Here is a 20,883-nt window from a genome sequence, read left to right on the forward strand (position 1 = left end):
GGGAAATGGGAGGGACGTGACGTGAAGCTTATCCATTGCGGAATTGCTCTGCGTATGGCCCCCGGGTATCGGACAATGCCGAGCTCTGCCCTGATGGCCGATTCAGCCGGTGATCCACAAAGCCGAGGGTTAAGTCAAGCATGAGACTTACAGCCATGTAGGGGAATGACAGGCTGGTTACCGTTACGTATGTCCTCTGAAAGCAGCAGTTCCCGCATCCCGGAGGCGGTACTGGCCCGCGCTCCCAAGGTTCTCCTCCACGACCACCTGGACGGCGGATTGCGTGCCGCCACCGTCGCCGAGCTCGCCGAACAGACCGGCTACGAGGCCTTGCCGGCCACGGATCCCGTGGAACTCGGCCGCTGGTTCCGCGACGCCGCCGATTCCGGCTCCCTCGTCTCGTACCTTGAGACGTTCGCGCATACCTGCGGCGTCATGCAGACCGAGGAAGCGCTGGTCAGAGTGGCCGCCGAGGCGGTGGAAGACCTCGCGGCCGACGGCGTCGTCTACGCCGAGGTCCGTTACGCCCCAGAACTCTTCGTCGAACGCGGACTGTCACTCGATGCGGTGGTCGAGGCGATTCAGGCCGGGTTCGCCGAAGGTGAACGGAGAGTGGCGGACGGCGGCGGCCGGATCCGGGTCGGGACGTTGCTCTGCGCGATGCGCCAGCACGCCAGGGCGCTGGAGATCGCCGGGCTGGCCGTGCGCTACCGCGACGCCGGCGTGGTCGGGTTCGACATCGCCGGACCGGAAGACGGATTCCCGCCTACCAGAAATCTCGACGCATTCGAGTTTCTGCGGACGAATAATGCGCATTTCACCATTCATGCCGGGGAGGCGTTCGGCCTCGCGTCCATTTGGGAGGCGATTCAGCATTGCGGCGCGGAGCGGCTGGGCCACGGTGTGCGCATCGTCGACGACATCAAGACCGACAGTGACGGCACGGTCCATTTGGGACGGTTGGCCGCCTACGTCCGCGACCGGCGGATCCCGCTCGAGATCTGCCCCACGTCCAATGTCCAGACGGGAGCGGCGCGCTCGATCGCCGAGCATCCGATCGGCCTGCTCGCCAGGCTGCGGTTCCGGGTCACCGTCAACACCGACAACCGGCTGATGAGCGGCTGCTCGATGACCAGCGAATTCGCGGCGCTGAGCGAAGCGTTCGGCTTCGGGTTGGCCGATCTCGAGTGGTTCACCATCAATGCGATGAAATCCGCCTTCCTCGATTTCGACCAGCGGCTCGACATCATCAACACGGTCATCAAGCCCGGCTACGCGGCCTTGCGTTAGTTAGCAGCGACAACTATCGTTCACTATGTAGGAGTACTATCCCAAATAGTGAAACGGTGGCGGAGATGACGCAGGTCGCGGACGTGAGGATCGGCGGCAAACGACGCTGGCTCATCCTTGCGCTCGGCCTCGCCGCGCAGACCGCGAGCTGTTCCTTCCTCTACGGGCTCCCGTTCCTGGTGCCGTCGATGCAGCGTGCGGAGGGTCTCACGCTCGCCGAGGCGGGAACCGTGGTCGCCGCGCCGAGTCTTGGCCTGCTGTTCACCTTGATCCTGTGGGGCGCGGCCGCGGACCGTTACGGAGAGCGTTTGGTAATGGCCATCGGGCTCGGCGTATCGGGGTTACTCCTCGTGTACGCGGCCGCCGGTGACCACTCGCTCGGGATCCTCTTTGGGGTGTTCTTGCTCGCCGGCGCGAGCACCGCGTCAGTGAACGCCGCGAGCGGCCGGGCCGTCCTGGGCTGGTTCGGCCCGGCCGAACGCGGCTTCGCGATGGGCATCCGCCAGATGGCGCAGCCGCTCGGGGTGGGCGTCGCCGCCTTCGGACTCCCGCCGCTCGCGGACCGCTGGGGTTTCCAGATCTCGCTCCTGCTGCCCGCGCTGACCGCGATCGGTGTCGCGCTGCTGGTCGCCTGGCTCCTGATCGACCCGCCGCGTCCGGAATCCGGGACGACGGGGGAGAAGCCACCGTCGCCGTACCGGAAGCCGGCGCTGTGGCGGGTCCACGGCGCGAGCGCGCTGCTCGTCGTCCCGCAGTTCACGGTCTCCGCGTTCACCCCCGTGTACCTGGTGACCATGCACGGCTGGACGGCGGCGTCCGCGGGCTGGTTCGTCGGCGCCGTCCAGATCCTCGGCGCGCTGGGCAGGCTGGTGTCGGGCTACTGGTCCGACCGCGTCGGCAGCAGGCTGCGGCCGATGCGGCAGCTGGCGATCGCGAGCGGCGCGGTGATGCTGCTGGTCGCGCTCGGCGACGCGACCTGGCCGTGGCTGGTGCTGCTCGCGCTCGTCCTGGCCGCGGTGATCACCGTGTCGGACAACGGACTCGGGTTCACCGCGTCGGCGGAGATGGCCGGGCTCGCGTGGGCGGGGCGGGCGATGGGCACGCAGAACACCGGCCAGAACATCGCCGCCGCGCTGACGCCGCCGATGCTGGGCCTCGTGATCGGTGATTCGCGGTACGCGCTGGCGTTCTGCGTGGCCGCGATCTTCCCGGCGCTGGCCGTGGCCCTGGTGCCCGTCAAAGACGAAAAGGGCCCCTCAGGACGAACCTGAGGGGCCCTTTCGAGGGTGGATCAGAGAACCGTGAGCCGGTTTTCGAAGGTCTCGACGAGCTTGCGCCACTCGGACTGCTCGGCGTCGAACGGAGCGCTCGGCTCCAGCCGCGACGGGTCCGGCCGCAGCACGAACGACACCAGCCAGCCGAGGCTTTCGTTGGCGGCCAGCGCGGTTTCGACGCTGTCGTCCTCGGCCCACTCGGCGGCGTCGGTGATCAGCTCGACGGCCAGCTCCAGCTGGGTCGGGTCGATCGACTCCGGGCCTTCGGCGATGTCGTCGGCGATCCCGTTCAGCACGTAGGTGTTCTCGGTGTCGACCTCGATCTCGAGCTCGCCCGCGGTGGCCTTCGTGGTCACCTCGTCCCAAGTGGACACTCCGGCGAGGTCGTTGCCCGCCAGCTCCTTGCCGTCCGCGATCGCGCGGATGAGGGCCTTCTCGGAGGTGAAGACGTCGATCTCGCCTTCACTGCCGAGGAAGATCGGCTTGTCGTCGAGGTAGCAGCGCAGCGTGTAGTACTCGGCGCCGGAGGTGATGATCTTGATCGGGTCGATGCCGACCTCGCCCCAGAAGCCGACGGGCTCGTCGTCTTCCTCGTCGTCCTCGTCCGAGTCGTCGATGAGGTCCGCGTCGACGGCGGCCGCTTCGGCCTCGGCGGACTCCGCGAGGAAGGTCGCGAGCTCCTCCGCCGTCTGCTCCAGCACCTTCTCGTCGACGTCGGGGACGGTCACCAGGCCGTCGATCGCGTCGAGGACGGTGTCCCACTTCTCCGAGACCGCCTGCGACAGGTCCGCCCAGAGGCGCTCGCCGTCGCGGCCGGAGAAGGGCAGCGTGCCCTGGTCGAGCAGCGAGAAGCTCTCGTGCGCGTCGAGGACTTCGTGGACCTCGTCGAGCTCGCACACGTCCGCGAGCGAACGCACGATGCCGATGATCTCGGCCAGCTCGCCGAGCGTCCACTGGTCCGGCTTCTCGGCCACCAGCTCGGGGACGCCCACCAGGTCGTAGGTGTGGTCGTCGTCCGGGATGAGCTCGGGCACGTTCAGCGCCGGGACGACCTCCCACGCGGGGTGGTCGAGCAGGTCGTGCTGCTCGGAGGTCCGCACGAAGGCGGCGAGATGCGCGGCGTCCGGGAAGGCGTACAGGTCTTCCTCGTCGCCGAGGAAGGCTTCCCATTCCTCGCCGTCTTCCCGCCAGCGCGGCGCCCAGAGGGTGACGACGTCACCCTGTGGCAGGCCGAGTTCGATCGGGATGATGTCCTGTGCCATTCCTTTAGCCCTCTCGGATTACCGCCTGTGTGCGCGCGGCCGGTCGATGGTGCCCGGAAGGTGCGCGGTACCGCGAAGCCTACGGGTTTCCGCCGATGGGCGCGATCACCCCTGGGCAAGAAGCGACCAACGGATGGCACGATAGGTCCTCTGATGACACTTACAGACCTCCTGCCTGCGGATCCCGACCCCGACTCGCTGTTCGAAGCCTTCTCCACCTGGACGGCCGAGCGCGGGTTGGAGCTGTACCCCGCGCAGGAAGAGGCCATCATCGAGGTGGTCTCCGGCGCGAACCTGATCCTGTCGACGCCGACGGGCTCGGGGAAGAGCCTGGTCGCCGTCGGGGCGCACTTCACCGCGCTCGCGCACGGCCGCCGCAGCTTCTACACCGCTCCCATCAAGGCGCTCGTCTCGGAGAAGTTCTTCCAGCTCATCGAGATCTTCGGCGCGGACAACGTCGGCATGATGACCGGTGATTCGGCGGTCAACGCCGACGCGCCGATCATCTGCTGCACGGCGGAAATCCTGGCGAACATGGCGTTGCGGTTCGGTGCCGACGCGCCGGTCGGCCAGGTCATCGCGGACGAGTTCCACTTCTATTCGGAGCCGGATCGAGGCTGGGCCTGGCAGGTGCCGCTGCTGGAACTGCCGAAGGCACAGTTCGTGCTCATGTCGGCCACGCTGGGCGACGTCTCGTTCTTCGAGAAGGACCTCACCCGCCGCACCGGCCGCCCGACGGCCGTGGTCACCTCGGCGGAGCGACCGGTGCCGCTCACCTTCCGCTACGCGCTGACGCCGTTGCACGAGACGATGTCCGAGCTGCTCAACGGCGGGCAGTCGCCGGTCTACGTCGTGCACTTCTCGCAGGCCGCGGCGATCGAGCGCGCGCAGACGCTGATGAGCATCAACGTCACTTCGAAGGCGGAGAAGGAGGCCATCGCCGAGATGCTCGGCGACTTCCGCTTCTCGGCCGGGTTCGGGAAGACGCTGTCGAGGCTGGTCCGGCACGGTATCGGCGTGCACCACGCCGGCATGCTGCCGAAGTACCGGCGCCTGGTCGAGCAGCTGGCGCAGGCCGGGCTGCTGAAGGTGATCTGCGGGACCGACACGCTCGGCGTCGGCATCAACGTACCGATCCGCACAGTGGTCTTTTCAGCGTTGACGAAGTACGACGGTGTGCGGCAACGGCATCTCAAGGCGCGCGAGTTCCACCAGATCGCCGGCCGCGCGGGCCGGGCCGGGTACGACACCGACGGCTACGTCGTCGTGCAGGCCCCGGACCACGTCGTCGAAAACGCCAAGGCGCTGGAGAAGGCGGGCGACGATCCCAAGAAGAAAAAGAAGATCGTCCGCAAGAAGGCGCCCGAGGGGTTCGTCAACTGGACGGAGAGCACTTTCGACCGGCTGATCGCGGCCGAGCCGGAGCCGCTGACGTCGAGTTTCCACGTCAGCCACTCGATGCTGCTGAACGTGATCTCCCGGCCGGGCAACGCGTTCGACTCGATGCGGCATCTGCTGGAGGACAACCACTCCGACCGTCCCACCCAGCGGAAACTGATCCTGCGCGCGATCGCGATCTACCGCGCGCTGCTCGCGGCCGGTGTCGTGGAACGGCTCGACGAACCCGACGAGCAGGGCCGCATCGTCCGGCTGACCGTGGACCTGCAGTTCGATTTCGCGCTGAACCAGCCGCTTTCGCCGTTCGCGCTGGCGGCGATCGAACTCCTCGACGTCGAGTCGCCCTCGTATCCGCTCGACGTCGTGTCCATTGTGGAATCCACTGTGGACAACCCGCGGCCGGTGCTGTCCCAGCAGCAGTTCAAGGCGCGTGGCGAGGCCGTGCAGGCGATGAAGGCCGAGGGCATCGAGTACGACGAGCGGATGGAGCTGCTCGAAAACGTCACGTACCCGAAGCCGCTGGAAGAGCTGCTGGAAGCGGCGTATTCCCGCTACCGGCAAGGGCATCCGTGGGTCGAGGACTACGAGCTCAAGCCGAAGTCCGTCGTGCGCGACATGTACGAGCGCGCGATGAACTTCGTGGAGTACATCGGTTTCTACCAGCTGGCCCGCTCGGAAGGGCTGGTGCTGCGGTACCTCACCGACACCTACGACTCGCTGCGGCACACGGTGCCCGACGAGGCCAAGAACGAGGGGTTGCAGGACCTCATCGAATGGCTCGGCGAACTCGTGCGCCAGGTCGACTCCAGCCTTCTGGACGAGTGGGAAGCCTTGCGGCATCCTGAAGAGGAGGGCCCGGTTTCGACGCGGCCGCCGTCCGAGCCGCCCGCGGTCACGCGGAACGAGCGGGCGTTCCGGGTGCTCGTGCGCAACGAGCTGTTCCGCCGGGTGGAGCTGGCTTCGCGGCGTGCCTACGACACGCTCGGCGAGCTGGACGCCGCGTCGGGCTGGGACGCGGACGCGTGGGAAGACGCCATCGAGGACTACTACGACGAGCACGAAACGCTCGGCATCGGCCCGGACGCGCGCGGGCCGAAGCTGCTGATCATCGAGCAGGAGAAGGAGATCTGGCGGGTGCGGCAGATCTTCGACGATCCGGCGGGCGACCACGACTGGGGCATCGGCGCGGAGGTCGACCTGGCGGCTTCGGACGAGGCGGGCTCAGCGGTCATCCGGATCACGGCGGTGGACCGGCTCTGACACCTGGCGCGTTCCTGGGCAGGACAGCGAAGTGGAGCGAGGTATGACCGACGACGTGGCCGGCCGAGTGATCGAGGCCGAGCAGGAGCGGATCCGCTGTCTCCTCGACGTGGATCGCGGCACCTACGACCGCTTGCACGCCGAGGAGTACCGGTTGTGCAACCCGACCGGCACCGTGTGGACGAAGGCCGAATACCTGGATCTCCTCACCAGCGGGCGGGTCGCCTACCGGGAGCTGGAGCTGAACGGCGACATGGACGCCATCGTCGGTACCGACGTCGTCGTCCTCCGCTACCGGTGCTTCATCGAACTCAGCGTGGACGGCGCGGACATCCCGCGGCACGAGGCCTGGCACACCGACGTCTACACCGACGACGGCGGCACCTGGCGTTGTGTCTGGTCTCAGGCCACCGGCGTGATGGACGCCTGACCCAGCTCTCGCCGGCGGCGGACCAGCTGAATGATCAGCACCACCAGCGAGAGCGCGGGCAGCGGATAACCCACGAGCAGCCCCACCGTGATGTCGGCGAGCGGCGCGAGGACCGCGGCGGCGAACACCCACGTCGGCGCGGTCGGCAGCTTCACACCGGAGCGGACCTTGCCCCACGGTTTCGCCACCGAAAGCCACGCCTGGAACGCCAAAGCGCTCGCCATCAGCGCGGTCCCGGCGACCAACGGCACCGGCGGCGGATCACCGCCCACGGAATCCCGCAAAGCCCCCGATAGCAGGAAGATCCCGGCGTAGAGCTGGACGAGCGTGATCGCGAACTTCGCCAGCACCCACCAGTGCCGGGTGAACCCCCAGGCCGTCGCGGCGGCGAGCATGAAGCCGGTGAAGGCCGACGCGTTGGCCAGCGGCGCCAGCAGGAACGTGTCGATCTCGTGCGCCATCGACGTCGCAGCCACGCGAATCTCGAAGTCCTCGCTGGTGCGGCCGATCACCAGCAAGGTGAACAGCGCCAGGGCTTGTCCCATCCAGCCCACCGACGTGACGATGTGCAGCCACACGGTCAGCTGTCGCCAGGTCTTCGTCCGCATGGCGCACAGGGTCGCGTCACCACCCGGTCCGGCACATCGGGGACGACCCTGAAATCAGGCCGGAAGGGGCGGGAAGCAGGCCTGGGCGTCGTGGCCGTCGAACCAGAGACCGACCATGAACGCCATGGTCGCCTCCATGAGGCTCGCCCGGTCGAGCCCGCCGGCGTTCAGCGGCGTGCAGCCGAGGTCGCGGACCAGCGTGCTCACCACTTCGACGGCCTCCGGTGCACCACAGAGCGGCACCGCGAGCGGGCGGCCGCCGAACACCGGCGGGGTCATCCGCCAGACGTCCACGTGGCACAGGTTGAACGCCTTGACCACGTGCGCGCCGGGTGCGGCGGCGGCGATCCGGGCGGCCTGGCCGGGGACCGTGAGCACGGCGCCGGGACCGACCGCGTTCGTGCAGTCGATGAGCACCTTCCCGTCGAGATTCCCCGCCGCGGCAAGGACTTCCAGTACGGAAGCGGCGGGGAGGGCGAGCAGGATCACGTCGCTCGCGCGGGCGGTCTCCGCCCAGGTTCCGACCCGTGCGGAGATCTTGGCGGCCTTGGCCTGATCGCGCGCCGCGACCATCACGTCGTGCCCGGACCACTGGCCGCCGAGCGCCTCCGCCATCCCGCCCGCCCCGAAAATACCGATACGCATGTGCTGCTCCCTAAGATCGAGTGACCACACCGACCGTAGAAAGCCGCGCGGGTACCGAATGGTTACCGGAGGTCCGATGGACGACGTCTTCCTCGCCGATTGCCGTGCCCGGCTGGCCTTCGACCTGATGGCGAACACGTGGAACCCCGTCGTGCTGTGGGCCCTGCGCGAAGGACCGCTGCGCCCGGCCGAACTGCGGCGACGGCTGGGCGGGATCAGCACGAAGGTGCTCACGGAGACGGTCCGGCGGCTGGAGTCCAACGGTCTCGTCCACCGGCGCGACTGCGGACGGACGGCGAAGGTCGAGTACTCGCTGACGGATCTCGGGACCACGTTGCTGGCGCCCATCGAGGCCTTCGGGGAGTGGGCGTTCCGTCATGGCGACGAGGTGATGGCGGCCCGGTTTCGCGATCTCGCGTGATTGAAGGCGGAACTCGCGTGATCGGGGAGCGATCACGCGTGATTGGACGGACGACACGGGGTCAGGGGAGCGGGCGGGCCTCGGCCAGGCGGAGCAGCGGGACGGCCGCGGCGGCGTCGGTGATCAGGGTCGAGACCATGCCGGAGCGCAGGACGGCGTCTATCGCTTCGGCTTTCGGCTCCGTGTAGCCCAGCGCGATCACTTCGGGGACGGCCAGGAGTTCCTCGGCGCTGATGGCCAGGACGTGGTGGGCCAGGCCGGTGGACATCGGGTTGCCGTCGGCGTCGAACAGGCGCGCGGAGACCTCGGCCTTGGCGCCGCGTTTCGCGATCGCGCTCCGCTCGGCCTCGTCGAGCGCGTCGTACACCGTCGACTCTTCGGGTTTCCACGCGCCGATGCTGACGACGGCCTTGGTCAGGTTCTTGAACTGCCCGAAGGTCTCCGCGATTCCCGGCTGCCGGCGCAGTGTCTCGGTGGTGCGGCTGTCGGGGAGGACGAGCGGGCCGAAGATCGGGTACGGCGCGCCGCCCGAGACGGAGGCGACCCGGCTGACCGTCTCCACCGACCGGTCGCGCATGTCCATCCCCGCCTGCACGCCGCACAGTTGCACGATCGGGCATTTCGGCAGGGACTCGATCGCGTCGGTCATCGCGTTCACCGAACGTGCCCACGAAAGGCCGAGGACGTCGCCGGGAGTGACGATTTCGGTCAGGAGGCGGGCGGCGAGCGTGCCGATCTTGCGCCGAGCCACCTCGCGGGATTCGGGTTCCGGTGCTCGTTCGAGCACCAGAACCCGGTCCAGCCGGTACGCGGCGCGGATCTCCTCGGACAGTACGAGATCGACCGGGGCGGGCAGGTGGAACTCGACCTTGACGATGCCGCTTTCCCTGGCCGTGTCCAGCATTCGCGCGACCTTGAACCGGCTGATCCCGAACTCTTCGGCGATCTCGAGTTTCGATGCGCCCTGTTCGTAGAAGCGCCGGGCCACCGCGGCCAGGCGTAGCGACTCCACCAGGCCGTGGCCCTGTTTCTTTGCGCTCATATGAGCACTATAACGCGAAATCAACCCGAAAGGTTGACGTAACACCAGGGAAAAGTTCACCATGCCTGGACATGCAGTCCAAAGCATAAGCCTGCCCCGCTCGTTTGAGCGGAGAGAAGAGGAGCTGGCATGCGTGCCGCGATCGTGGACAAGCCCGGGGAGATCAGGGTCGGCGAGGTACCCGACCCGAAACCGGGGGATCGCCAGGTCGTCGTCAAGGTGGGTGCCTGCGGGATCTGCGGGACCGACCTCCACATCGCCGACGGGCATTTCCCGCCGACGCCGTATCCGATCGTCCCCGGCCACGAATTCGCGGGCGAGATCGTCGAACTCGGCGCGGACGTGCCGGGTGGCTGGAAGATCGGCGACCGGGTGGCCGTCGACCCGTCGCTGTTCTGCGGCTACTGCAAGCCCTGCCGGTCGGGCCGCGGCAACCTCTGCGAGAACTGGAACGCGACCGGCGACACCGTGAACGGCGCTTTCGCCGAGTACGTCGCCGTTCCCTCCGCGAACTGCTACCGCATGCCGGACACGATGACCTGGGAACAGGGCGCCCTCGTCGAGCCGGTCTCCTGCGCGGTGCACGGCGTGCGCCGGATCGGGGTCGAGGCGGGGGAGCGGTTCCTCGTCGTCGGCGCGGGCACGATGGGGCTGATCATGCAGCAGTTGCTGCAGCGCGCGGGCGCCCACGTCACGGTGGTCGACCGCAACACCTCCCGGCTCGGCCGCGCCATGGACCTCGGCGCGGCCGCGGTCGCGGGTGACGTGAAGGACCTGGACGACGAGAAGTTCGACGCCGCCGCGGACTGCACCGGCGCCGCGCCCGCCATCGAAGCCGCTTTCGACTCGCTTCAGCGCGGAGGCCGCCTGCTGGTCTTCGGCGTCGCCCCCGCCGAAGCACGCGTCGCGCTTTCGCCGTTCCGGATCTACAACGACGAGATCACCGTCGTCGGCTCGATGGCCGTCATGAACAGCTTCGGTACCGCGCTCGACCTGGTCGCCGACGGCGCCGTCGACACCGCCGCGCTGCTCACCGACACCCTGCCGCTGGAGCAGTACCCCGACGCTCTCGCCCTCATGCGCAGCGGCGCCGGGTTAAAGGTGCAGGTCATACCGGGAGGCGAAAGTGCGTAAAGCGGCCGCTCTGCTCGCGGTACTCCTGCTGACCCTCACCGGATGCGCCGGTGCGGGCGCGCTCGGGACCGGTGACCGGACGCTCGTCGTCGCGATCGTCGCGAACCCGCAGATGAAGGACGCCATCGAGCTTTCCGGCGAGTTCGAAAAGGCGAATCCCGGCGTCAGCCTCAAATTCGTGTCGCTGCCGGAGAACCAGGCCCGCGCGAAGATCACCGCGTCGACGGCCACCGAAGGCGGCGAGTTCGACGTCGTCATGATCAGCAACTACGAGGCGCCGCAGTGGGCCGCGAACGGCTGGCTCGAAGACCTCGGCCCGCATATCGCGGCGAATCCGTCCTACGACGCGGACGACTTCATCCCGAGCATCAAGGAATCCTTGTCGCACAACGGGTCCATGTACGCGGTGCCGTTCTACGGCGAGTCGTCGTTCCTGGCCTACCGGAAGGATCTGTTCGAGCAGGCCGGGATCACCATGCCCGCCAAGCCGACGTGGACCCAGATCGCCGAGTACGCCGCGAAACTGGACGACAAGGCCAAGGGCATCGCCGGGATCTGCCTGCGCGGCAAGCCCGGCTGGGGCGAGAGCCTCGCGCCGTTCACCACGGTCGCCAACACCTTCGGCGCGCAGTGGTTCGACAAGGACTGGAACGCGAAGCTGACCAGCCCCGAGTTCAAGGCCGCCGCCGAGTTCTACGTGAACCTCGTGCGGAACCACGGCGAGGTCGGCGCGTCGAGCGCGGGCTTCTCCGAATGCGGCACGCGGTACACGCAGGGCCAGGCCGCGATGTGGTACGACGCCACGGTCATGGCGGGGACGAACGAGGACCCGTCGGCCAGCAAGGTCGTCGGGAAGTCCGGGTACGCGCCGGCGCCGGTGGAGAAGACGCAGGCGAGCGGCTGGCTCTACACCTGGGCGCTGGCGATCCCGAAGGTCGCGAAGCACAAGGACATCGCCTTCAAGTTCATGGCCTGGATGACCGACAAGGCCTACGTGCAGCGGGTCGCCCAGGAGTTCGGCGACTGGAACCGTGTTCCGCCGGGCGTGCGGAAGTCGACCTACGACATCCCGCAGTACCGCGAGGCCGCCAAGGCCTACGCGCAGCCGACGCTGGACGGCATCGCGGACGCCGACCAGCGCAAGGCGATGGCGAATCCGGTGCCCTATCCCGGGATCCAGTTCGTCGGCATCCCCGAGTTCCAGGACCTCGGCACGCGGGTGAGCCAGCAGCTCTCGGCGGCGATCGCGGGCCAGATCACCGTGGACGAAGCGCTCGAACAGTCGCAGGAGTACGCGCAGACCGTCGGCAAGTCGTATCAGGAGGTGCAGTGATGGCCACGATCTCCGCTCCTGCTCGCCCAGAGCCCGCCCATGCGAAGAAGGCGGCTCCGAAGCGTGGCACCGATACGCCGTTCAAACGACGGCTGCCGCTGCTACCCGCGCTGCTGTTCGTCGTCGCCGTGACGCAGTTGCCGTTCGTGCTGACGGTGTTCTACTCGTTCCAGTCGTGGAACCTGGTGCGGCCGGGTTCGCGGCATTTCGTGGGGCTGCGGAACTACATCGATGTCTTCGCCGACTCGACGTTCCTCGGGGCGCTGCTGAACACCGTGGTCCTCACGGTGGTGTGCGTGTTCTTCTCGCTGCTGCTCGGTCTGGGGCTGGCGATCCTGCTGGACCGGAAGTTCGTCGGCCGCGGCGTGGTCCGGACCCTGCTGATCACGCCGTTCCTCATCCTGCCCGCGGCGGGCGCGCTGCTGTGGAAGACGACGATGTTCGACCCGACGTACGGGTTGCTGCACTTCGTGTTCGGCACCGACGTCGACTGGCTCTCGGAGTTCCCGCTGGCCGCCGTGATGGCGCAGGTCGTCTGGCAGTGGACGCCGTTCATGATGCTGCTGATCCTGGCCGGGCTCCAGAGCCAGCCGAAGGACGTGCTGGAGGCCGCGTCGGTCGACGGTGCCGGCCGCTGGCGGACGTTCACCGCGATCACACTGCCGCATCTGAGCCGGTTCCTGCAGCTGGCGACGTTGCTGGGCGCGATCTACATCGTGAACAGCTTCGACGCGATCTTCCTGATGACCCAAGGCGGCCCGGGGACGGCGAGCACGAACCTGCCGTTCTACATCTACCAGCGGGCGTTCCAAGGTTTCGACATCGGGCAGTCGTCCGCGATGGGCGTGATCGTCGTGATCCTGACGATGATCGTCGCGACCTTCGCGCTGCGGCTGATGTTCCGCACGTTCTCGGTACAGGGAGGCGCGAAATGAAAAGCCGTTTCGGCCCCGGCGCGCTGACGGTCGCGACCTGGGTGCTCGCGATCCTGTTCGTGTTCCCGCTGCTCTGGATGATCCTCACGGCCTTCAAACAGGAGGCCGACGCCTACACCGACCCGCCTCGGCTGCTGTTCACCCCGACGCTCGACCAGTTCGCGGGCGTACTCGAACGCGGATTCCTGCCGTACCTGTCGAATTCGGCGTTCGTGACCGTGGTTTCGACGCTTTTCGTGCTGCTGCTGGGAATCCCGGCCGCGTACGCGCTCTCGCTGGCGCCGGTGAAGGGGACGAGCAACGCGCTCGGCTTCTTCCTGTCGACGAAGATGCTGCCGATCGTGGCGGCGATCATCCCGCTGTACGTGATCTCGCAGAACACGCAGCTGCTGGACAACGTGTGGGCGCTGATCATCCTGTACACCTCGATGAACCTGCCGCTGGCGATCTGGATGATGCGGTCGTTCTTCCTGGAGGTGCCGCACGAGATGATCGAGGCCGGCCGGATCGACGGGGCGACACTGCCGATCCTGCTGCGGAAGATCATCATGCCGGTGGTCGCGCCCGGGGTGGCCGCGACCGCGCTGATCTGCGTGATCTTCTCGTGGACCGAGTTCTTCTATTCGGTCAACCTCACCGCCGCGCGCGCCGGGACGGTGCCGGTGTTCCTGGTCGGCTTCATCACCAGCGAGGGCCTGTACTGGGCACAGCTTTCCGCCGCCGCACTGCTCGCTTCGCTGCCGGTGATGATCGTCGGCTGGATCGCGCAGAACCACCTGGTGCGGGGGCTTTCGATGGGCGCGGTCAAATAACCCGTGATTGAAGCCGCAACTCGCGTGATCAGGGGCGGAACACACGAGTGCGGCCTCCAGTCACGCGAGTTACGTGCCTGATCACGCGAGTTACGCCTTCGCTCACGCGCGCCCGTGTCCCCGTTCCGTGAAGGCCTCCTTGAGGGAACCAGAGTCCCTCAAGGAGGCCTTCACGGACTTCGGACCCTACGCGAGCGACAGGGCCTGCCCCGGGCAGATGTGCACGGCGGTGCGCGCGTTCTCCTCCGCCTCTTCGCCTTCGGGCTCGGCGTTCAGCAGGAGGACCGTCCCGTCGTCCTCGCTCTGGTCGAACAGATCGGGATCGGTGAGCACGCACTGGCCCGCCCCCACGCATTTCCCGGTGTCCGCGATGATCTTCATGGCTCCTCCTACCAGGTGACCGGCAGGGCGTGGAGGCCGTAGATCGTCGAATCGTGCTTGAACGGCAGTTCGTCGACCGGTACGGCGATCCGGATGCCCGGCACTCGCCGGAACAACGTATCGAACACGATCTGGAGTTCCAACCTCGCCAAGTTCTGGCCGAGGCATTGGTGCACACCGAATCCGAAGGCGACGTGGTGCCGCGCGCCGCGTTCGATGTCGAAGGCGTCCGGGTTCTCGAAGCCTTCCGGATCGTGGTTGCCCGCGTTGCTCAGGCCGACGACGCCTTCACCCGCGCGGATGAGCGTGCCGCCGATCTCGACGTCCGCCGTGGCGAAGCGTGAGGTCGCCGTCTCCGCGATGGTGAAGACCCGCAGGAGTTCCTCGATCGCGGCGAGGGTCTTGCCCGGGTCCGCCTTGATCTTCGCCAGCTGGTCGGGGTTCTCCAGCAGGGTCGCCGTGCCGAGCGAGATCATGTTCGCCGTCGTCTCGTGCCCCGCGATGAGCAGCAGGAACGCCAGCCCGACGAGTTCGCCGTGGTCGGCTTCGCCCGTTTCCCGCTGCTTCAGGATCTGGCGGCCGAGGAGGTCGTCCTCGGTGGCGTTCGCCTCCTTCTTCGTGACGAGTTCGTCGAGATAGTTCTCGAGCGACTCGAACGCGGTCATCCGTTCTTCGGCGGTGACTTCCCGGCTGAGCATCCGGGAACTGCAGGACTGGAAGAACTCGTGGTCCGAATAGGGGACACCGAGCAGTTCGCAGATCACCAAGGACGGAACCGGCAGGGAAAGCGCCTGGACGAGATCGGCGGGTTTGGGGCCGGCGAGCAGGGCGTCGATATGCTCGTCGACGATCTGCTGAATACGCGGCTGAAGCGCTTTCATGCGTTTGACGGTGAATTCCCCGACGACGTCACGCCTGGCCTTGCTGTGTTCCGGCGGGTCCATCGCGATGAGGGACGGGCGGAACGGCTTGTCCTCGCGCCGGATCTGCCGGGCCACCATCAGCGGGAACGACGGACTCTGCCGGTCGGAGCTGAAATGCGGACTGCTCAGCATTTCGCGGATGTCTTCGAGCCGGGTGAGCGCCCAAGCGGTTTGACCGGAGGGGAGACCGACCCGGGAAACCGGACTTTCCCGGCGAAGCCGCTCGTATTCGGGCGGCGGTGAAAACGGGCATTTGCGGGCCAGCGGCAAGGTCGCGGTGGTTTCCTCGACGTCGGTCATCGGATCGTCCTCCCCAGATGTCGGGTGGGTTCGGGCGGAATCGGACAAGGGGCCCCAAAAACATATGCGGATGGATTCATTCCGCTTATGTCACCAAGGTACTCAAGTGGAGGGAGGTCGTCCACTCGCGAAGGGGTGGTTTCCCGGGAGGCGTGAAGGGCACGCCCTTACGTGCGAGAATCACGGCCCTGAAGGACCTTCGAGAGGCGAGGACCATGACAGCCGACCCCGAGACCCGCTTGCGCGCCGACGCGCGCCGGAACCGGGATCAGATCCTGGCCGCCGCGAGAACCATCTTCGCCGCCCAGGGCGCCGAGGTCCCGATGGAGGAGATCGCGCGCTCGGCCGGCGTCGGAGTCGGCACCCTTTACCGGCGTTTCCCGGACAGGGACGCGTTGATCCGGGCGGTCGCGGTCGACAACTTCGACCGGGTTCTCAGGGACGCGAAGGCCGCGAAGGACCAGGAGTCTTCGGACTGGGAGGCCCTGATCCGGCTCCTGCATCAGTCGATGGAGTTGCAGCTGAGCATTCAGCTCGCGATGGTGTCGCCGCGGGCGCTGGCGATCCTGAAGAGCGACCCCGCGATCAAGGCCCTGCGTGACGAGTTGCTCCTGGTGATGGACTCGTTCGTCCAGGGCGCGCAGGCGGAGGGCAGGCTCCGGACGGACGTCGCCACCGGTGACGTCGCGATCCTGTTCGCGACGCTGCTGCGGCAGATGCCCGGCAAGGGCGAAGAGGTCGCGCGGATGGCGACGCGGCGGTGCATCGGGATCATGATCGACGGTTTGCGGGCCGAGGGGTCGAACGGGCCGCTGCCGGGCCGGGCGCTGACCGGGGCCGATCTCGACCCGTGAGTCCCGGATGTCAGGAAAGGGTCGTTCAGGACATGAAACGTCCTGAACGACCCTTTCCTGACATTTGACCGCGCGGTCAGGTGTCCAACTGCGGAAACCGGGCCGGCTTAGACACCCAGCGGGTGCCAGACGGTCTTCGCCTCCAGGTACCGCCGCAGCCGCGCGATGTCGGCGTCGGCGGTCCAGTCCGGCTCGGCGTCCGGGACGGTCAGGACCCGCTTCACGGTGCCCGCCGCCTCACGCGCCAGATCCGCCCGCGTGGACGGCTCCGCGCCGGTCGGGTCGAGGGCGTTGACGTCGCCGTGCGACGCGAGCCACGGACCCAGCTCCGACGCGCGGCCGGTCAGGATGTTCGCGACGCCGCCGGGCAGATCGGAAGTCGCCAAGACCTCCGAAAGCGTGATCGCGGGCAGCGGCCGGTCCGCGCTGGAGACGACCACCGCGGTCGAGCCGGTCGCCAGCACCGGCGCCAGCACGCTCACCAGGCCGAGCAGCGACGACTGCTGCGGCGCGAGCACGCCCACGACGCCGGTCGGTTCCGGGACGGTGAAGGAGAAGTACGGGCCCGCGACCGGGTTGGCCGCGCCGAGCACGGTCGCGATCTTGTCCGTCCAGCCCGCGTACCAGACCCATCGATCGATCGAGGCGTCCACAATGGACTGAGCCTTCTTGGTCGCGACGCCTTCCGACGCGGAGACCTCCGCGACGAACTGCTCGCGGCGGCCTTCCAGCATCTCCGCCACCCGGTACAGCACCTGGCCGCGGTTGTACGCGGTCGCCGCCGACCAGCCGCCGAAAGCCTTACGAGCGGCCGAAACCGCGTCGCGGACGTCCTTGCGCGACGCGTGCGAGGCGTTCGCCAGGAACTTGCCCTTGGTGTCGGTGACCGGGTACACCCGGCCCGACTCCGAACGCGGGAACTTGCCGCCGATGTAGAGCTTGTAGGTCTTCGCCACCGAAATACGGTCAGACATCGAGGTAGGCCTCCAGTCCGGTGCGTCCGCCTTCGCGGCCGAAACCCGACTCCTGGTAGCCGCCGAACGGCGCGGCGGGATCGAAGCGGTTGAACGTGTTGGCCCAGACGACACCGGCGCGGAGCTGGTTCGCCATCCACAGGATGCGCGAGCCCTTTTCGGTCCAGATTCCGGCGGAGAGCCCGTACGGCGTGTTGTTCGCCTTGGTGACGGCCTCGTCCGGCGTGCGGAAGGTCAGCACCGAAAGCACCGGGCCGAAGATCTCCTCGCGGGCGATGCGCATCGACTGCTGGACGTCGGAGAACACTGTGGGAGCGAAGAAGAAACCGCGTTCCGGCACCGGGCACGGGCTGGTCCAGCGCTGCGCGCCCTCGGCGTCGCCGGACTCCACGAGCCCCTTGATCTTCGCGAGCTGCTCGGCGGAGTTGATCGCGCCGATGTCGGTGTTCTTGTCCAGCGGGTCGCCCAGCCGCAGCGTCGAGACGCGATAGCGCAGCTTTTCGAGCAGCTCGTCGGCGATGGACTCCTGCACCAGCAGCCGCGAGCCCGCGCAACAGACATGGCCCTGGTTGAAGAAGATCCCGTTGACGATCCCCTCGACGGCCTGGTCCAGCGGAGCGTCGTCGAAGACGACGTTCGCCGCCTTGCCGCCCAGTTCCAGCGTCAGCTTCTTCGCGGTGCCCGCGATCTGGCGCTGGATGGCCTTGCCGACCTCGGTCGATCCGGTGAAGGCGACCTTGTTCACGTCGCCGTGGCCCACCAGCGCGGCACCGATGTCCCCGGCGCCGGGCAGGATGTTCACCACGCCGGGCGGGAGTTCGGCCTGCTGGCAGATCTCCGCGAACACGAGCGCGGTCAGCGGCGTGGTCTCCGCGGGTTTGAGCACCACCGTGTTGCCGGTGGCCAGCGCGGGCGCGATCTTCCACGCCAGCATCAGCAGCGGGAAGTTCCACGGGATGACCTGGCCCGCGACGCCGAGCGGCTTCGGGTTCGGGCCGTAGCCCGCGTAATCGAGCTTGTCGGCCCAGCCCGCGTGGTAGAAGAAGTGCGCGGCGGCCGTCGGGACGTCGGAATCCCGCGATTCCTTGATCGGCTTGCCGTTGTCGAGACTTTCCAGCACGGCCAGCTCCCGCGACCGCTCCTGGATCAGGCGCGCGATGCGGAAGAGGTACTTGGCGCGTTCGGAGCCCGGCATCTTGGACCAGACGTTGTTGTACGCCTTGCGCGCGGCCTTCACCGCGGTGTCCACATCGGACACCGACGCGGTGCCGACCTCGGCGAGCACCTCTTCGGTGGCCGGGTTGATCGTCTTGAGCGGCTCACCCGAGCCGTCGACGAATTCGCCGTTCACGAACGGCCGGTAATGCGACTTGAGGTTCGCGAGGTCGCGCGATTCGGGCGCGGGCGCGTACTCGAAGATGCCCATGGATCAGTCCACCGTCACGTAGTCGGGACCGCTGTAGTGGCCGTCGGCCTGGGTGCGGCGCTGCAGCAGGAGGTCGTTGAGCAGGCTGGACGCCCCGAACCGGAAGAGATCCGGGTTCAGCCACTGCTCGCCGGCGACCTCGTGCACCGCGACCAGGTACTTGATCGCGTCCTTGGTCGTCCGGATGCCACCGGCGGGTTTGACGCCGCGCAGTTCACCGGTCTGGACGAACCAGTCGCGGACGGCCTGCAGCATCACGTGGGTGACCGGCAGCGTCGCGGCGGGCGAGACCTTGCCGGTGGAGGTCTTGATGAAGTCGCCGCCCGCGAGCAGCGCGAGCCAGGACGCGCGGCGGACGTTGTCGTAGGTGGCGAGCTCGCCGGTTTCGAGGATGACCTTGAGGTGAGCGCTGCCACAGGCGGCCTTGATGGCCTGGATCTCCTCGAAGACCTCCAGATAGCGGCCTTCCAGGAACGCGCCGCGATCGATCACCATGTCGATCTCGGCGGCGCCCGCGTCCACGGCGATCTTGGTGTCGGCCAGCTTGATCTCACGGCTCGTGCGGCCCGCCGGGAAGCCGGTGGCCACACTCGCGACGTGGATGCCGGTGCCGCGAAGCGCCTCGACAGCCGTCTCGACCATGTCCGGGTACACGCAGACGGCCGCGACCTGCGGGGTGTCCGGGCGTTCCGGGTCCGGCCGCTTGGCCTTGGCCGCGAGCGCGCGGACCTTGCCCTGGGTGTCGGCGCCTTCGAGGGTCGTCAGGTCGACCATGGAGATGGCGGTGTCGATCGCCCAGAGCTTGGCGGCCTTCTTGATGCTGCGCGTGCCGAGTCCGGCCGCCCGCTGCTCGACGCCGACCTGGTCGACACCAGGCAGCCCGTGCAGGAACCGGCGCAGGCTCGCCTCGTCGCGAGTCGCGTCCGCCAGCGGCGACGGGGTGGCCGTCGCCGCTGACGAGCTGGTCGTAGCTGTCATACGGGTGAGTGTAAGCGGCCTACAGGCTGGGCACCGGGGCCTGGGCGACCGCCCTGGTCGAGGGCACGACCGGGGTGCAGAACTCGCTGACCATGGGCAGCTGGCGTTTGAGGTCGGCCTCCGGCGACGCGGTGAGGTCGACGGTGGCCAGCGTCGAGATGTCCTTGCCCGCGTCGTCGTGGAAGCTGAGGGTGTTGAAGCCCGGCAGATCGCCGCCGTGCCCCCAGACGACGTGGTCCTCCGCGCAGGCGCCGGCGGTCTTGAGGTTCACCTTCATCAGGCCGAGGCCGTACTCCGAGCCGCCGCCCATCGGGACCGTCGTCTTCATCTGCTTCAGCAGGTCCGCGGGCAGCAGGCGCCCGCCGAACAGCGCCTCGAAGAAGCGGTTGAGGTCCTTGCCCGACGACACCATGCCGCCCGCGCCGAAATAGCGCGTGTAGTTGTAGGTGGTGAGGTCGGTGAGGCCGCGCGGCGCGTCGTACAGCTGCTCGTAGCCGCGGGCGGCCGGGCGGATCAGGAACGGGAAGTCGCGGGGGAGCGAGGTGTCGCGCAGGTGCAGCGGCCCGGTGATCCGCTCGGCGAGCACGCGTTCCAGCGGTTTCCGGGTGGTCTTCTCGACCAGCAGGCCGAGGACGTTGTAACCGGTGTTCGAGTATGCCCAGCCCGTCCCCGGCTTGAACTGCAACGGCTGCTTCGTGACGCTCAGGCGGATCATGTCGTCGCTGTCGAAATGCTCGAAGCGTTCGGTGTCGACCTCCGCGGGCGACGACCAGGTGTCCTCGGGGAGCAGGTCACGCGGGAGTCCGCTGGTGTGCTGCAGCAGCTGGCGGACGGTGATCGGCTCCGGATACGGCAGCAGCCCCGGCAGGTGACGCTGGACGGGCTCGTCGAGCCCGACGCGCTTTTCGGCCACGAGCTGCAGGACCAGCGTCGCGACGAACACCTTGGACACACTCGCGATCCGCCAGCGGCCCGACACGTCGGGCTTGCCGGGACGCTCGATACTCGCGACGCCGCTGACACCGCGGAAATCGTCGGCGACGGCGACCATGCCGGGAATGCCCGCGGCGACCGCCGCGTCCATCGCGGCCTGGCGCGGATCGACCTTTTCGGCGGCGGCCACCGCCGGGAAGGCGGTGGCGGAAAGCGTTGCGGCACAAGCGATCGCGACGATGGTTCGGCGCATCGGATAATCCCCCCCCC

20 protein-coding genes are annotated in these 20,883 nt (G+C 67.9%); 10 read left to right on the forward strand and 10 right to left on the reverse strand.

Annotated features, from left to right (window positions below; translation table 11 throughout):
• The first annotated feature begins 189 nt into the window (after positions 1–189).
• Together DMC61_RS23775 and DMC61_RS23780 are read left to right on the forward strand one after the other, a co-directional pair.
• The gene (locus tag DMC61_RS23775; RefSeq protein ID WP_016331267.1) at positions 190–1,290 is read left to right on the forward strand and encodes an adenosine deaminase; all 1,101 of its coding nucleotides are present in this window, start codon (positions 190–192) and stop codon (positions 1,288–1,290) included.
• A gap of 65 nt (positions 1,291–1,355) precedes the next feature.
• Positions 1,356–2,561: an MFS transporter gene (locus tag DMC61_RS23780; RefSeq protein WP_125691333.1), complete on the forward strand. Its 1,206-nt coding sequence runs from the start codon at positions 1,356–1,358 to the stop codon at positions 2,559–2,561.
• 20 nt (positions 2,562–2,581) lie between these two features.
• Here DMC61_RS23780 and DMC61_RS23785 read toward each other — a convergent pair whose 3' ends face one another.
• Positions 2,582–3,826, reverse strand: coding sequence for a primosomal protein (locus DMC61_RS23785; RefSeq protein WP_125691335.1), 1,245 nt, complete (start codon positions 3,824–3,826; stop codon positions 2,582–2,584).
• Positions 3,827–3,979: 153 nt separating this feature from the next.
• Here DMC61_RS23785 and DMC61_RS23790 point away from each other — a divergent pair, with 153 nt between their 5' ends.
• Together DMC61_RS23790 and DMC61_RS23795 are read left to right on the forward strand one after the other, a co-directional pair.
• Complete coding sequence (locus DMC61_RS23790) at positions 3,980–6,484, forward strand: RNA helicase (RefSeq protein ID WP_125691337.1); 2,505 nt, start codon at positions 3,980–3,982, stop codon at positions 6,482–6,484.
• Between the two features lie 43 nt (positions 6,485–6,527).
• A complete protein-coding gene (locus DMC61_RS23795) occupies positions 6,528–6,914 on the forward strand; it encodes a nuclear transport factor 2 family protein (RefSeq protein ID WP_125691339.1) in 387 nt (128 codons plus the stop codon).
• Here DMC61_RS23795 and DMC61_RS23800 read toward each other — a convergent pair.
• Both DMC61_RS23800 and DMC61_RS23805 read right to left on the reverse strand, forming a co-directional pair.
• Positions 6,887–7,522 (reverse strand): hypothetical protein, encoded by a 636-nt coding sequence (locus DMC61_RS23800; protein ID WP_125691341.1) that lies wholly within the window; start codon positions 7,520–7,522, stop codon positions 6,887–6,889. The genes DMC61_RS23795 and DMC61_RS23800 overlap by 28 nt on opposite strands.
• A gap of 54 nt (positions 7,523–7,576) precedes the next feature.
• Positions 7,577–8,167: an NADPH-dependent F420 reductase gene (locus tag DMC61_RS23805; RefSeq protein WP_125691343.1), complete on the reverse strand. Its 591-nt coding sequence runs from the start codon at positions 8,165–8,167 to the stop codon at positions 7,577–7,579.
• A 76-nt stretch (positions 8,168–8,243) separates the two neighbouring features.
• Here DMC61_RS23805 and DMC61_RS23810 point away from each other — a divergent pair, with 76 nt between their 5' ends.
• On the forward strand, positions 8,244–8,588 hold the full coding sequence (locus DMC61_RS23810) for a helix-turn-helix domain-containing protein (protein WP_125691345.1): 345 nt from the start codon (positions 8,244–8,246) through the stop codon (positions 8,586–8,588).
• A gap of 61 nt (positions 8,589–8,649) precedes the next feature.
• Here DMC61_RS23810 and DMC61_RS23815 read toward each other — a convergent pair whose 3' ends face one another.
• The gene (locus DMC61_RS23815; protein ID WP_125691347.1) at positions 8,650–9,630 is read right to left on the reverse strand and encodes a sugar-binding transcriptional regulator; all 981 of its coding nucleotides are present in this window, start codon (positions 9,628–9,630) and stop codon (positions 8,650–8,652) included.
• A 129-nt stretch (positions 9,631–9,759) separates the two neighbouring features.
• Here DMC61_RS23815 and DMC61_RS23820 point away from each other — a divergent pair, with 129 nt between their 5' ends.
• Genes DMC61_RS23820 through DMC61_RS23835 form a run of 4 tightly spaced genes read left to right on the forward strand, consistent with a single transcriptional unit; the run spans position 9,760 to position 13,844 of the window.
• A complete protein-coding gene (locus DMC61_RS23820) occupies positions 9,760–10,764 on the forward strand; it encodes a zinc-dependent alcohol dehydrogenase family protein (protein ID WP_016331276.1) in 1,005 nt (334 codons plus the stop codon).
• Positions 10,757–12,097 (forward strand): sugar ABC transporter substrate-binding protein, encoded by a 1,341-nt coding sequence (locus DMC61_RS23825; protein WP_125691349.1) that lies wholly within the window; start codon positions 10,757–10,759, stop codon positions 12,095–12,097. The genes DMC61_RS23820 and DMC61_RS23825 overlap by 8 nt, the downstream gene beginning before the upstream one ends.
• Complete coding sequence (locus DMC61_RS23830; RefSeq protein WP_125691351.1) at positions 12,097–13,032, forward strand: carbohydrate ABC transporter permease; 936 nt, start codon at positions 12,097–12,099, stop codon at positions 13,030–13,032. The genes DMC61_RS23825 and DMC61_RS23830 overlap by 1 nt, the downstream gene beginning before the upstream one ends.
• Positions 13,029–13,844, forward strand: a complete 816-nt coding sequence (locus DMC61_RS23835; RefSeq protein WP_063271890.1) for a carbohydrate ABC transporter permease — start codon at positions 13,029–13,031, stop codon at positions 13,842–13,844. Before DMC61_RS23830 ends, DMC61_RS23835 begins: the two co-directional genes overlap by 4 nt.
• 186 nt (positions 13,845–14,030) lie before the next feature.
• Here DMC61_RS23835 and DMC61_RS23840 read toward each other — a convergent pair whose 3' ends face one another.
• Together DMC61_RS23840 and DMC61_RS23845 are read right to left on the reverse strand one after the other, a co-directional pair.
• Positions 14,031–14,225 (reverse strand): ferredoxin, encoded by a 195-nt coding sequence (locus DMC61_RS23840; RefSeq protein ID WP_063271889.1) that lies wholly within the window; start codon positions 14,223–14,225, stop codon positions 14,031–14,033.
• Between the two features lie 8 nt (positions 14,226–14,233).
• Positions 14,234–15,448, reverse strand: coding sequence for a cytochrome P450 (locus DMC61_RS23845; RefSeq protein ID WP_125691352.1), 1,215 nt, complete (start codon positions 15,446–15,448; stop codon positions 14,234–14,236).
• A 215-nt stretch (positions 15,449–15,663) separates the two neighbouring features.
• Here DMC61_RS23845 and DMC61_RS23850 point away from each other — a divergent pair, with 215 nt between their 5' ends.
• Complete coding sequence (locus tag DMC61_RS23850; RefSeq protein ID WP_125691355.1) at positions 15,664–16,302, forward strand: TetR/AcrR family transcriptional regulator; 639 nt, start codon at positions 15,664–15,666, stop codon at positions 16,300–16,302.
• A 107-nt stretch (positions 16,303–16,409) separates the two neighbouring features.
• Here the strand turns inward: DMC61_RS23850 and DMC61_RS23855 are convergent, their stop codons facing one another.
• From DMC61_RS23855 to DMC61_RS23870, 4 genes are read right to left on the reverse strand one after another with little or no spacing between them, the layout of a single operon-like run.
• Positions 16,410–17,276 (reverse strand): aldehyde dehydrogenase family protein, encoded by an 867-nt coding sequence (locus tag DMC61_RS23855; RefSeq protein ID WP_125691357.1) that lies wholly within the window; start codon positions 17,274–17,276, stop codon positions 16,410–16,412.
• Entirely contained in the window at positions 17,269–18,702 is a 1,434-nt protein-coding gene (locus tag DMC61_RS23860; protein ID WP_125691359.1) for an aldehyde dehydrogenase family protein, read from the reverse strand. The genes DMC61_RS23855 and DMC61_RS23860 overlap by 8 nt, the downstream gene beginning before the upstream one ends.
• Before the next feature lie 3 nt (positions 18,703–18,705).
• Entirely contained in the window at positions 18,706–19,680 is a 975-nt protein-coding gene (deoC, locus tag DMC61_RS23865) for a deoxyribose-phosphate aldolase (RefSeq protein ID WP_016331285.1), read from the reverse strand.
• Positions 19,681–19,699: 19 nt separating this feature from the next.
• A complete protein-coding gene (locus tag DMC61_RS23870; RefSeq protein WP_125691361.1) occupies positions 19,700–20,866 on the reverse strand; it encodes a serine hydrolase in 1,167 nt (388 codons plus the stop codon).
• Positions 20,867–20,883: the final 17 nt, after the last annotated feature.

Origin of the sequence: Amycolatopsis sp. WAC 04169 (assembly GCF_003947535.1) — a bacterium.
In the GTDB taxonomy this organism is placed as follows: Bacteria; Actinomycetota; Actinomycetes; order Mycobacteriales; family Pseudonocardiaceae; genus Amycolatopsis; species Amycolatopsis keratiniphila.